This is a genomic window from Pseudonocardia sp. DxW (genome assembly GCF_058448985.1).
Genome location: NZ_JBZFLK010000008.1, coordinates 58,005 through 69,663 on the forward strand (window position 1 = coordinate 58,005; position 11,659 = coordinate 69,663).

An 11,659-nucleotide genomic window follows, 5' to 3' on the forward strand; every position below is an offset into this window, starting at 1 on the left:
GGGGGTCAGCCCGCTGCGGCGTGCCGTCCGGACGGGCCGTCGGTCAGCTCGCGCACGTTGTCACCGCCGCGGCCGCGCTGGGACAGCACCTGGGCGGAGTCCTTCAGCGAGTCGATGGTCCGCTCCGGCTTGCGGATCTTGCGGACGCGCAGGTAGCCGAGGAAGCCGAACAGCCCGGCGAGCAGCAGCATGACCAGGAACGTGATGCCGAACCCGGCCGCCCGGTTGAGCCACAGCGACAGTAACTCGGCGAGGGTGAAGAACAGGTAGAACAGGCTGAACAGCGCGATCACCGCGGCGATCACGAAGAAGACGCTGCCCTGGACACCCTTCTTCACCTCGGCGGTGACCTCGGCCTTGGCCAGCTCGACCTCGGACCGGACCAGCGTGGACAGGTGCGTGGTGACGTCCTTGGCAAGCGCCCCGAGGGACGCGTCCCGCGGCCCCGGCTCCGGGGAGAGCGGGATCGAGGGCAGGACCGGCGGAACCTCCGCGTTGCCCGACTGGCTGTTGCTGGCCACCGTCTTCCCTCCTGCGCTCGGCGATCAGTGAGCCGCCATCGTGCCACGGGGGACCATCGCCCGCTCGCCCGCGCCACGCCGGTCCCGGCTCCTCACTCGTCCGGGCGGCCGCGCAGCTTCTTGATCTGCCCCCGCCGGTTCTTCGCGTCCAGCCTGCGGCGTTTCGACCCGGCGGTGGGACGGGTGGGCCGCCGGGTGCGCGGTTCGGGGGCCGTGGCCTCCCCCAGGACGGCGGCGAGTCGCGCGCGGGCGGCCTCCCGGTTGCGGAGCTGGCTGCGGTGCTCGGCGGCGACGATCGTCAGGACGCCGCCGGTCAGCCGGTTCCGCAGCCGCTCCAGCGCGCGTGCCCGCAGGTCCTCCGGGACGCTCGGCGAGCCGGCCAGGTCGAACGACAGCTCGACCCGGGAGTCGGTCGTGTTGACGCCCTGCCCGCCCGGCCCGGAAGCGCGGGAGAACCGCCAGGACAACTCCCGCTCGGGCACGACGAGGCCGCGCCGCACCCGTATCCCGTCGGAGTCCACGACGGGCATGGTGACACCGACGGCCCCGGACGCGACGATCGCGCCGGGGCCGCCGGGTCACCGCTGCGGGGTCACTCCTCCTTGGAGTCCTTCATGCCGGTGGAGATCAGATCCATCACCGACGAGTCCGCCAGCGTCGAGACGTCGCCGACCTCGCGGTTCTCGGCCACGTCGCGCAGCAGCCGGCGCATGATCTTGCCGGAGCGGGTCTTCGGCAGCTCCTCGACGACCATGATCTGGCGCGGCTTCGCGATCGGGCCGATCTCCTTCGACACGTGGTCGCGCAGCGCCTTGATGGCGTCCTCGCCGCCGTCCTTCGCCGCGCTGCCGCGCAGGATGACGAACGCGACGATGCCCTGCCCGGTGGTCTCGTCGGACGCGCCGACGACCGCGGCCTCCGCCACCGTGGGGTGGCTGACCAGCGCCGACTCCACCTCGGTGGTGGAGATGCGGTGCCCGGACACGTTCATCACGTCGTCCACCCGGCCGAGCAGCCAGATGGCACCGTCGTCGTCGTACTTCGCGCCGTCACCGGCGAAGTAGTAGCCCTGCTCGGCGAACCGGGACCAGTAGGTGTCGCGGTAGCGCTCGTTGTCGCCCCAGATCCCGCGCAGCATCGACGGCCACGGCTGGTCGAGCACCAGGTAGCCGCCCTCGCCGTTGCCGACCGGGGTGCCCGAGTCGTCGACCACGGTCGCCGAGATGCCGGGCAGCGGCCGCATCGCCGAGCCCGGCTTCGTCGCGGTGACGCCCGGCAGCGGGGCGATCATCTGCGAACCGGTCTCGGTCTGCCACCAGGTGTCGACGATCGGGCAGCGCTCCTTGCCGATCTTCTCCCGGAACCACATCCAGGCCTCGGGGTTGATCGGCTCGCCGACCGTGCCGAGCACCTTCAGCGACGACAGGTCGTACTTGGCGGGGATGTCCTCGCCCCACTTCATGAACGTCCGGATCAGCGTCGGCGCCGTGTAGTAGATGGTGACGCCGTACTTGTCGACGATCTCCCAGTGCCGGCCCTCGTGCGGGGTGTTCGGGGTGCCCTCGTAGATCACCTGGGTGGCGCCGTTCGCCAGCGGCCCGTAGACGATGTAGGTGTGCCCGGTGACCCAGCCGATGTCGGCGGTGCACCAGTAGACGCTCTCGCCCGGCTTGTGGTCGAACACGACGTTGTGGGTGTACGCGGACTGCGTCAGGTACCCGCCGGAGGTGTGCAGGATGCCCTTCGGCTTACCCGTGGTCCCCGAGGTGTAGAGGATGAACAGCGGGTGCTCGGAGTCGAACGACTCCGGGGTGTGCTGGTCGGAGGCCGAGTCGACGGCGTCGTGCCACCAGACGTCGCGGCCGTCGGTCCACGGGACGTCGGTCTCGGTGCGCTTCACGACGAGCACGTGCTCGATCGTGGTGCCCGCGACGGCCTCGTCGGTGTTCTCCTTCATCGGCGCCGGCTTGCCGCGCCGGTACTGGCCGTCGCTGGTGATCAGCAGCTTCGCCTCGGCGTCCTCGATCCGGGCCTTCAGCGCGCCCGGCGAGAACCCGCCGAAGACGACGCTGTGCAGCGCGCCCAGCCGGGCGCAGGCCAGCATCGAGAAGACCGCCTCGGGGATCATCGGCAGCTGGATCGCCACCCGGTCGCCCTTGCCGACGCCGAGCGCGGCGAGCGCGTTCGCGGTCTTGGAGACCTCGCGCTGCAGGTCGGCGTAGGTGATGGTGCGGGAGTCGCCGGGCTCGCCCTCCCAGTGGATCGCGACCCGGTCCCCGTTGCCGGCCTCGACGTGCCGGTCGGCGCAGTTGTAGGCGACGTTCAGCTCGCCGCCGACGAACCACTTCGCGAACGGTGCCTCCCATTCCAGGACGGTGTCCCAGCGCTTGGTCCAGTGCAGGCGGTCGGCCTGCTCCGCCCAGAACCCGTCGCGGTCGGACTCGGCGCGCTCGTACCACTCGGCGGTGGCGTTGGCCTGAGCCGCGAACTCCTCGGGCGGCGGGAACGAGCGGCTCTCGGTGGACAGTGCGCTCAGTGCTGAGCTGGTTCCTGAGCTCTTCTCGGACTCGGCCATGTCCTCGTGTCCTCCTTGACGCGGCGTGATTCCGGCCTCTCGGCCTGCGTACCCACCAGGGTGCGCACGTGTGCGTCACGACGCTAGTGAACCGGATGGCGCCGTGCACCGTCCGACGGGACGGGTGGTTTCCGCACCGACCGGCGGGCGGCGGCGTCGTCCCAGGTCATCGGGGTTGCGACAGGCCGACGACGACCACGGCGCATCGGCGAGGCCGCGGACCGGCGGCCGACGGACGGCCGACCGGCGGACGACGAACGGTCCACTGCGTACGGAGCCGGGTGGGAGAGCCGGTACCCGAGAGTAGGGCACCGCTTGCGACGATGACACGCATGGCCCGTCCCCCGACCGACGACCCGCTGGCCCCGCTCACCGGCCTGCCCGGCGTGCCCGAGGCGGTCGCCCGGGCGCGGGACGCGACCACCGAGGTGCACAACCGACCGGTGAACCGGCGCGGCTGGCCCGCGACGGCCGCCGAGGCCGCGCTGCGTGCCGCCCGGTCGTCGGCCGCGCTGGACGGTGCCCCGCTGCGGCCCGCGACCGCCGATCACGTGTCCGATCCGGTGCTGGCCGGGGCGGTCCGGATCGCCGACGAACGCGCTCGGCTGCTGGAGGTGTGGGGCCGGGCGCCGCTGCAGGCGCTGGCCCGCCTGCACGTGCTCGCGGCGACCGATCTGGTGCCGGCCGAGGAGCACGAGGCGCTGCTGGGGCGGCCGCGGCCGGGGGCGTCGGCCCGGCTCGGCGGGCTCGCCGACCTGCTCGGCGGCGGCACCTCGGTGCCGGCCCCGGTGCTGGTCGCGGTGGTGCACGGCGAGCTGCTGACGCTGCGCCCGTTCGGTACCGCGGACGGGGTGGTCGCCCGCGCCGCCGCCCGGTTGACGGCGATGTCGTCCGGCCTGGACCCGCGCGGCCTGTCGGTGCCGGAGGTGGGGTTCCTGCGCCGGCCCGCGGAGTACCGGGAGGCGGCGGAGGCGTTCGGGTCCGGGACCGCCGACGGGGTGGCCCGCTGGATCGTGCACCTGTGCACGGAGTGGGAGGCCGGTGGCCGGGAGGGCCTCTCGATCGCGGCGGCCCAGTCGGTCTGACAGCTGATCGGCCCGGACAGTGAGCCGGGCGGCGTCCCCTGGGGGACACCGCCCGACCCGACGCGCGGTCCGGGTTCCTGGCGTGCACTACGTGTCGTGTACGACGGCCTCGGCGCCCGGCGTCCCGGTACGCAGGCCCACGACGACATGCCTCCCGCGGCGTGCTCGGCGTGGAGTGCCCGGCTCACGCGTACGGAGCCCGGCCGGGGGAGACGGGTTCTTCTCCTCCGAACCGCCCCTGGCCTGACCGGGGTCCGTGACCCCGTTCCTAGACCTGTCGGGCCCGTCGGGCAACCCTCGCGCGCAGGTGCACCGGTTCAGCAGCGATCCGTGACCGGCCGGATCACCCGCCCGCGCGGCGACGACGCACCGGACGGCGGTCGCGGCCGATGAGTTCCGTCCGTCCGGGCGGTCGGACAGGGCGAACGGGCCACCGACGAGAGGGCACAGCGATGACCACCACCGGCGAACCGCAGCTGATCACCACCGAGGCGGCCGTGACGGCCGTCGTGCGCGGGGTGGTGCCCGCGCCGGAGCTGCCCGCGTTCTACGACCGGGCGTTCGGGGTGCTCCCGCGGACCGTCGCCGCGCAGGGCGTCACCGTCGTCGGTCCGGCGTTCGGGCTCTACCACGGGCTACCCGGCGAGCAGTTCGATCTGGAGGCCGGGTTCCCGACCGACCGGGCCGTGCAGGCCGAGGGCGAGGTGCTCGCCGGCGAGCTGCCCGGCGGCCGGGTGGCGCGGTCCGTGCACGCCGGGTCGTTCGACGGGCTCGGCGCCGCCTGGCAGCGGCTCGGCGAGTGGATCACCGCGCAGGGCCTCACCCCGGGCGGCACGTTCTGGGAGGTCTACCTCACCGAGCCGACGCCGGACATGGACCCGGCCGACCTGCGCACCGAGCTCAACTGGCCGGTCGGATGAGCGGCCGGGGGCGCCGTCGTCCCCTGGCCATCCCGGCCACCGCGAGCACCGCGAGCCCGGCACCGGTCGCGGCCGCGATCCGGGTCCGGCGACCGGCCGGTGCGGGCGGCCGGACCGCGGCCCGGCCGTCGGTTCCGCCGGCGGCGGAACCCCGGCCGGCTCCGCCGGGGGTGAAGCGGTCGGCGAGCCGGTCCCGCAGCCGGAACAGCCGGTCCCGGCGTGACGCGGCCCGGACGAACCCGAGCACCGGCCAGCCGCGTTCCCGGGCGATCGCCCGCAGCTCGCGGTCCGGGTTCACCACGGCCGGCCTGCCGACCGCCTCCAGCAGCGGGAGGTCGGTGATCGAGTCGGTGTAGGCGGCGCACCGGTCCAGGTCGAGCCCGAGCTCGGCGGCGATCTCCCGGGCGGCCTGCGCCTTGCCCTCGCCGTAGCAGTAGAAGTCGATGTCGCCGGCGTAGCGGCCGTCCTCGGTCCGCATGGTCGTCGCCCGGAAGCGGTCGACGCCGATCAGTTCCGCGATCGGCTCGACGACCTCCAGGCCGGACGCCGACAGCAGCACGATCTCGGCTCCCTGCGCACGGTGCCGCTCGATCAGGCGCACCGCCTCCGGGTACACCAGCGGGCCGATCACCTCCTGCAGCGTCTCCGCGACGATCGCCCGGACGCGCTCGACCTCCCAGCCCTGGCAGATCAGCACCATCCGTCGGCGCAAGGTGTCCATCGTGGACGCGTCGGCGCCGGCGAGCACGAGCAGCAGCTGCGCCCACGCGCCGCGGGCGACGGTGGCCCGGTCGACCAGCCCGTGCCGGGCGAATGTCCTGGCGAACGCCAGCGCGCTCGATCCGGCGATGATCGTGTTGTCCAGGTCGAGGAAGACGGCCTGGGGGGCGGGTTCGGCGGTGCTGGTGGGCGCGTCGGACACGTCCACCAGCCTGCCCGGTGGGCGACCGGCCGCGCACCGCCGCCCCCTCCGGCCGGGGCCGGACCGTCATCCGGACGCGCTCACCGGTACCCGCCCGGTTCACCCTCCTGCACCCCTCCGGCGCGCCGCCGCCGGAACCGGTCGGCGCAGGCCACAGGCGGGGTATGGGCGGGACAGCACGATTCCGGCTACAGTTGTGTGAGCTCGGACGTGGTCCGGGCGGGTTCAGCTCGACCCCCCGGGGCTGAACCGACAGACGGCCCCCGCCAATCCCCCCTGGCGGGGGCCGTCCTCTGAGCGGACCAGGGTGGTAGCCGATCGCGGCTCCCCGGGCCACCCGCCATCCACAGGACGGCCGGTTCTCCCCAGGTTGTCCACAGGCGGACACATCGCCGGTCCGGCGGCGCCGCGGCACCGCACGCTCGTACCGGGGCCCGCACCGGCGGGCCGGTGGGAGGTGCGGCGGGGATGGACCGGCGCTGTCTGGTCGTGGCCGACGACCCGGATCTGCTCGACGCGTTGCTGCGCATCGCCGCGGCGGCCGACATGGAGGCGCAGCGCGCGGTCGACGCCGCCGACGCCCGGCGGGCCTGGGCGCGGGCCCCGGCCGTGCTGCTCGACCGGGCCGGCGCGGTGCGCTGCCGGGAGGCCGGGTTCGGGCGCCGCGGCTCCGTCGTGATCGTGGTGACCGGCGAACCGGCCGCCGAGGACTGGCGGGCCGCCGTCGCGCTCGGCGCGGACCGGGTGGTCCAGCTGCCCGCCGGGGAGGCGGCGCTGGCCGGGATGCTCGCCGACGTCCGCGACCGCGCCGGCGGGGCGCCCGGCCGGGTGCTCGCGGTGGTCGGCGGCTGTGGCGGCGCGGGCGCCTCGGTGCTCGCCACCGCCGTCGCGGTCGGGGCCGCCCGCGCCGGGAGCGCCGCGCTGCTGGTCGACTGCGATCCGCTCGGTGGCGGGCTGGACCTGCTGGCCGGCATCGAGGAGGAGGCCGGGCTGCGCTGGCCCGGGCTCACCGTCGGCGACGGCCGGGTGCAGGCCGCATCGCTGCGCGGCGCGCTGCCCCGGGTGGTCTCCGGCCGGGCGGAGCTGTCCGTGCTGTCCTGTGCGCGCTCCCCGCACGGCCCGGAGCCCGCCGCGGTCGGCGCCGTGCTCGACGCCGGGCGCCGGGCGGGCGGGACGGTCGTCTGCGACGTCCCCCGCTACCCGACCGACGCGGCGCTCACCGCGGTCGCCGCCGCCGATCTCACGGTGCTGCTGGTGCCGGCGACGCTGCGGGCCGGCGCCGCCGCGTGCCGGGTGGCCGACGTGCTGGCCGAGCACGCGCAGGTGGTCGAGCTCGTCGTGCGCGGGCCGTCGCCGGGTGGCATCACCCCCGGCGAGGTCGCGTCCTGCCTCGGCCTGCCGCTGCTGCACGCGATGCGCCCGGCGCGCGGCCTGGCGGGCGCGCTGGAGCGCGGCCGCGTCCCCGGCGCGGGCCGCGGTGCGCTGTCGGTCGCGGCCCGCGTGCTGCGGGACCGGCTCGGCGCGCTCGACGTCGCGCACCGGGGGGCGTCGTGAACCCGCTGGTCGACCGGGTCCGGGCCCGGCTGGCCGACGCCGGCGGCGAGACCGGCCCGGCCGCGGTCGCCGCGGCGGTGCGGGCCGAGTCCGGCGGCGTCGCGTCCGACATGGACGTGCTGGCCGCGCTGCGGTCGCTGCGCCAGGAGTTCACCGGGGCCGGTCCGCTCGATCCGCTGCTGCGCGACCCGGCCACCACCGACGTGCTGGTCACCGCGCCGGACGCGGTGTGGGTGGACCGGGGCGACGGGCCGCGCCGGGTCGCCGTCACCTTCCCGGACGAGGCCGCCGTGCGCCGCCTCGCGCAGCGGCTCGCGCTGGCAGCCGGGCGCAGGCTCGACGACGCCAGCCCCTGCGTCGACGGCCGGCTCGCCGACAGCGGGGTCCGGCTGCACGCGGTCCTCCCGCCGGTGGCCGCGGCCGGGACGGCGATCTCGCTCCGGGTGCTGCGCCCGGCGAGCCACGACCTGGCCGCGCTGCGCCGGAGCGGGACGTTCGACGCGACCGGCGAGGCCCTGCTGCGAGCGGTCGTCGCCGCCCGGCTCGCCGTCCTGGTCGGCGGCGGTACGGGCAGCGGGAAGACGACCCTGCTCAATGCGTTGCTCGGCGCGGTCGACCCGGGCGAGCGGATGATCACCGTGGAGGACGCCGAGGAGCTCCGCCCCCGGCACCCGCACGTGGTGCGGCTCGTCGCGCGCCCGCCGAACATCGAGGGCTCCGGTGGGGTGCCGCTGCGCGAGCTCGTCCGGCAGGCGCTGCGGATGCGGCCGGACCGGCTGGTGGTGGGCGAGGTCAGGGGCGCCGAGGTCGCCGACCTGCTCGGGGCGATGAACACCGGTCACGACGGGGGCGCCTGCACCGTGCACGCGAACTCGGTGCGCGAGATCCCGGCCCGGATGCGGGCGCTCGCCGGGCTCGGCGGGATGCCGCCCGCGGCGCTCGACGGCCAGCTCACGGCGGCGGTCCAGGTGGTGCTGCACATGCGCAGGCGCCCGGGCGCGGGCCGGGAGCTGCACGAGATCGGGGTGCTGCACGACGACGGCGGCCCGCAGGTCGCCGCCGCGTGGACCCGGTCCGGCGGGCCGGGCCCGGGTGCGGAGCGGTTGCGCGCCCTGATCCGTGAGCGCGGGGGGTGGGTGCCGTGCTGAGTGCGCTGAGTGCGCTGCCCTCCCCCGCCCGGGCCGTCCCGGTCCTGCTGCTGCTCGCCTGCGCCGTGACCGGGCTGCCCGGGTGCGGGGCCGGGCGGCGGTTGCACGGGCTGGGCCCCGGCCGGGCCCGGCGGGCCCGCCGGCCGGTGCCCGCGGCCGCGGCCGGGTACCTGCTCGCCGGGCTCGGCGGGCTGGTGCTGCTCGGCCCGGCCGGATCGGCCTGCGCGGTGGGTGCCGCCTGGTTCACCCGGCGGCGGCGCGCGGCCCGGAGCCGGGCGGAGCGGGCCGTCGCGGCGGCCGGCGAGCTGGCCGACGCGCTCGCCCGGATCGCCGACGAGATCCGGACCGGTGCGCATCCGGCGGCGGCGCTCGCCGGGTGCTCGCAGGACGGGCCGCTCGCCCGCGGCGTGCTGGAGCCGGCCGCGGCCGCCGCCCGGATCGGCGAGCCGGTCCCGGGCGCGCTGCACCGGGCGGCGACCGGTCCGGCGGGCCGCGACGTCGCACGGATGGCGGCGGCCTGGGAGCTCGCCGACCGGCACGGCGCACCGCTCGCCGGGCTGCTCACCCAGCTCCTCGACGACCTCCGGTGGCGGATCGCGCACGGTGCGCGGGTGCGGGCGCAGCTGGCCGGGCCGCGGGCCACCGCCGCCGTGCTGACCGCGCTGCCGCTCGCCGGGGCGGGCCTCGGGCAGCTGATGGGGATCGCCCCGCTGACCGTGCTCCGCACCGGATGGCACGGGCCGGGCCTGCTGGTGCTGGGGGTCCTGCTCACGATCTGCGGTGCCGCGTGGTCGGACCGGATCCTGCGCGCGGCGGTGCCGTCGTGATCGCGGCGGCGCTCGGCCTGGCCGCGGCGGCGCTGGTGGCGGGCGGGGTGCGCCCGGCGGCCGGGCGGCTGCGTGCCGTCCGCGACCCGGGGCCGCCCCGGCTCCCGGTGGCCCGCCCGGTGGTGCTCGCCGTTCCGGTGCCCGCGGGCGCCGCGCTGGGCTGGGCCGTCGGCGGCGTCACCGGGGTGGTGGCCGGGGTCGCGGCGGGCGCCGCGCTGCTCGTCGTCCTGCGGCGGGCACCGGCCCCCGCGGCGGCCGGGTCCGCCGCGGCGGACCCGGCCGCCCTGGCTGCCGCCTGGGACCTGCTCGCCACCTGTCTGTCCGCCGGCCTGACCGTCCCGGACGCGGTGGGCGCCGCGGCCCACCGGCTCGCCGGTCCGGCCGGTTCGGCGCTGCGCCGGGTCGCCGGGCTGCTCGCCCTGGGCGGCACCGCGGACGACGCGTGGGCGGCCGCCGCGGGCTGCCCCGAGCTCGCCGGGTTCGCCCGCGCCGCGGCCCGATCGGCGCGCACCGGGGCCGCACTCGGCAGGGCCGCGTCCGCCGAGGCCGTCCGGTTGCGGGCGGCGCTGACCGACCTGGCCGAGGAGCGTGCGCAGCGCGCCGCGGTCCGGATCACCGCCCCGCTGGGGCTCTGCTTCCTGCCCGCCTTCCTGGTCCTCGGCATCGTGCCGGTCGTGATCGGGCTGGCCGGGGAGGTGATCGCCCGGTGGTGACCCATCGGGCGGCGACCGGGCCCGCACGTCGCGGGTCCCCGACGAGGGAGAGACCGATGACCCGTTCCGAACTGCGCGGCCGGCTGGCCGCGCTGGCCCACGACGACGACGGCATGAGCACCGTCGAGTACGCGGTCGGCACCGTCGCGGCGGCCGCGTTCGCCGCGCTGCTCTACGCGGTCGTCAGCGGCGGGGACGTGCTGACCGCGCTGACCGGGATCGTGCAACGTGCGCTGTCGACGACGTTCTGATCCGCACGGCGACGCCGGCGCGGTCACCGTGGAGGCGGCGCTGGCGCTCGGCGCGCTGGTGCTGGTGACGGCGGCCGCCGTCGCCGCGGTGGCCGCTGTCGGGGCGGGTGTCCGCTGCGCCGACGCGGCCCGCGAGCTGGTCCGCCAGGCCGCGCGGGGCGACGTCGAACGCGGCCGGGCCGCCGTCGTGGCGCTCGCGCCGTCCGGCGCGGAGTCCGAGCTGCGGATCGACGGCGACACCGTGGTGGCGAGCGTGCGGGCCCGCCCGGTGCGGCTGCTGCCGGTCACCGTCGGTGCCTCCGCGGTCGCGGTGCTGGAGCCGGGTGCGGGGGCGTCCGGCGCGGGCGGTCCGGGCGGGGCCGCCGGCGATGGGCCGTCCGGTACGTGGTTCCCGTCCGGCGCCCGCCCCACCGGGCCGGTGGGCACGCGATGACGGGCCCGGCCGGGCGGCCCGGCCGCACCGTGGCCGCCCGGCTGGGCCGGCTCCGGCGCGACGACCGCGGGATCGCATCGGTCTGGGCGGCGACGGCCGCCGCGGCCCTGCTGCTGACCGCGACGGTCTGCGTCGACGTCGGCGCGGCGATCCGGGCCCGCCAGGTCGCGGCGGCCGCGGCCGATCTCGCCGCACTGGCCGCCGCCGGCCGATCCGTCGACGGCACCGAGGGCGCCTGCCGGGTGGCCGCCGACATCGCCGTCCGCAACGGCGCCGAGCTCACCGGATGCCGCCTCGACGGCTGGGACGTGCTGGTCGGGACCCAGGTGCAGCGGGCCGGGCTGCTGCCGGTGCACGGCCCGGCGACCGCGCGGGCACGAGCCGGCCCGGCACCGTTCGACGATCGCCCGGGGACCGGGGGGTCCCGGTGACCGCCCCGCCGCGGGTGACCGGGGTCTCGGTGAACGGTTGGCGGCTCCGGATGAACGGACGGGTAACAGTGGAGCACGACCCAATCACGTCCGGTTACGACGAACGCCTGCCTCCGGGGTCGTTTCGTCGTCGCGCTCTGACCGATCACCGACGTCGCGCGGCCCGGGTCTGGTCACGGATCCCGCACTGCGGCCTACTGGGAGTCGTCGCGGGGCAGGGCAGGGTCCGGTCCGCCCCCGGCACAGCGGCCTCGCTCCCCAGACCGCGACGGAGCCGGA

13 protein-coding genes are annotated in these 11,659 nt (G+C 76.9%); 9 read left to right on the plus strand and 4 right to left on the minus strand.

Annotation, left to right across the window (positions count from 1 at the left end; translation table 11 throughout):
• Positions 1-5: 5 nt before the first annotated feature.
• From ACVJO7_RS14175 to acs, 3 genes are all read right to left on the minus strand, one after another.
• Positions 6-521, minus strand: coding sequence for a phage holin family protein (locus tag ACVJO7_RS14175; RefSeq protein WP_491673252.1), 516 nt, complete (start codon positions 519-521; stop codon positions 6-8).
• 92 nt (positions 522-613) lie between these two features.
• A complete protein-coding gene (arfB, locus tag ACVJO7_RS14180; protein ID WP_491673253.1) occupies positions 614-1,042 on the minus strand; it encodes an alternative ribosome rescue aminoacyl-tRNA hydrolase ArfB in 429 nt (142 codons plus the stop codon).
• Between the two features lie 71 nt (positions 1,043-1,113).
• Positions 1,114-3,096, minus strand: coding sequence for an acetate--CoA ligase (gene acs / locus ACVJO7_RS14185; RefSeq protein ID WP_491673254.1), 1,983 nt, complete (start codon positions 3,094-3,096; stop codon positions 1,114-1,116).
• A 332-nt stretch (positions 3,097-3,428) separates the two neighbouring features.
• On the opposite strand from acs, the gene ACVJO7_RS14190 reads away from it, so the two are divergent.
• Together ACVJO7_RS14190 and ACVJO7_RS14195 are read left to right on the plus strand one after the other, a co-directional pair.
• Positions 3,429-4,181 (plus strand): oxidoreductase, encoded by a 753-nt coding sequence (locus tag ACVJO7_RS14190; protein WP_491673255.1) that lies wholly within the window; start codon positions 3,429-3,431, stop codon positions 4,179-4,181.
• Positions 4,182-4,633: 452 nt separating this feature from the next.
• Positions 4,634-5,101 (plus strand): GyrI-like domain-containing protein, encoded by a 468-nt coding sequence (locus tag ACVJO7_RS14195; RefSeq protein ID WP_344024960.1) that lies wholly within the window; start codon positions 4,634-4,636, stop codon positions 5,099-5,101.
• Here the strand turns inward: ACVJO7_RS14195 and ACVJO7_RS14200 are convergent.
• Positions 5,082-6,023 carry an HAD family hydrolase gene (locus ACVJO7_RS14200; protein ID WP_491673256.1) on the minus strand — a complete coding sequence of 314 codons (942 nt, stop codon included), beginning with the start codon at positions 6,021-6,023 and terminating at the stop codon, positions 5,082-5,084. The genes ACVJO7_RS14195 and ACVJO7_RS14200 overlap by 20 nt on opposite strands.
• A 468-nt stretch (positions 6,024-6,491) precedes the next feature.
• Between ACVJO7_RS14200 and ssd the strand changes: the two genes are divergently transcribed.
• From ssd to ACVJO7_RS14235, 7 genes are read left to right on the plus strand one after another with little or no spacing between them, the layout of a single operon-like run.
• Entirely contained in the window at positions 6,492-7,577 is a 1,086-nt protein-coding gene (gene ssd, locus ACVJO7_RS14205) for a septum site-determining protein Ssd (RefSeq protein WP_491673257.1), read from the plus strand.
• Complete coding sequence (locus ACVJO7_RS14210; protein WP_344024966.1) at positions 7,574-8,725, plus strand: TadA family conjugal transfer-associated ATPase; 1,152 nt, start codon at positions 7,574-7,576, stop codon at positions 8,723-8,725. The genes ssd and ACVJO7_RS14210 overlap by 4 nt, the downstream gene beginning before the upstream one ends.
• Entirely contained in the window at positions 8,719-9,552 is an 834-nt protein-coding gene (locus tag ACVJO7_RS14215; RefSeq protein ID WP_491673258.1) for a type II secretion system F family protein, read from the plus strand. The genes ACVJO7_RS14210 and ACVJO7_RS14215 overlap by 7 nt, the downstream gene beginning before the upstream one ends.
• Positions 9,549-10,265 (plus strand): type II secretion system F family protein, encoded by a 717-nt coding sequence (locus ACVJO7_RS14220; RefSeq protein WP_491673259.1) that lies wholly within the window; start codon positions 9,549-9,551, stop codon positions 10,263-10,265. Before ACVJO7_RS14215 ends, ACVJO7_RS14220 begins: the two co-directional genes overlap by 4 nt.
• Before the next feature lie 56 nt (positions 10,266-10,321).
• Entirely contained in the window at positions 10,322-10,516 is a 195-nt protein-coding gene (locus tag ACVJO7_RS14225; protein ID WP_344023292.1) for a DUF4244 domain-containing protein, read from the plus strand.
• Positions 10,517-10,544: 28 nt separating this feature from the next.
• Complete coding sequence (locus tag ACVJO7_RS14230; RefSeq protein ID WP_491673260.1) at positions 10,545-10,949, plus strand: TadE family type IV pilus minor pilin; 405 nt, start codon at positions 10,545-10,547, stop codon at positions 10,947-10,949.
• Positions 10,946-11,380, plus strand: a complete 435-nt coding sequence (locus ACVJO7_RS14235) for an Rv3654c family TadE-like protein (RefSeq protein ID WP_491673261.1) — start codon at positions 10,946-10,948, stop codon at positions 11,378-11,380. The genes ACVJO7_RS14230 and ACVJO7_RS14235 overlap by 4 nt, the downstream gene beginning before the upstream one ends.
• Positions 11,381-11,659: the final 279 nt, after the last annotated feature.

Excerpts from the sequence above, each read along its gene's own strand:
- ACVJO7_RS14190 (WP_491673255.1), top strand. The coding sequence starts at position 3,429 with ATGGCCCGTCCCCCGACCGACGACCCGCTGGCCCCGCTCACCGGCCTG.
- ACVJO7_RS14235 (WP_491673261.1), top strand. The coding sequence starts at position 10,946 with ATGACGGGCCCGGCCGGGCGGCCCGGCCGCACCGTGGCCGCCCGGCTG.
- ACVJO7_RS14195 (WP_344024960.1), top strand. The coding sequence starts at position 4,634 with ATGACCACCACCGGCGAACCGCAGCTGATCACCACCGAGGCGGCCGTG.
- ACVJO7_RS14225 (WP_344023292.1), top strand. The coding sequence starts at position 10,322 with ATGACCCGTTCCGAACTGCGCGGCCGGCTGGCCGCGCTGGCCCACGAC.
- ssd (WP_491673257.1), top strand. The coding sequence starts at position 6,492 with ATGGACCGGCGCTGTCTGGTCGTGGCCGACGACCCGGATCTGCTCGAC.
- acs (WP_491673254.1), bottom strand. The coding sequence starts at position 3,096 with ATGGCCGAGTCCGAGAAGAGCTCAGGAACCAGCTCAGCACTGAGCGCA.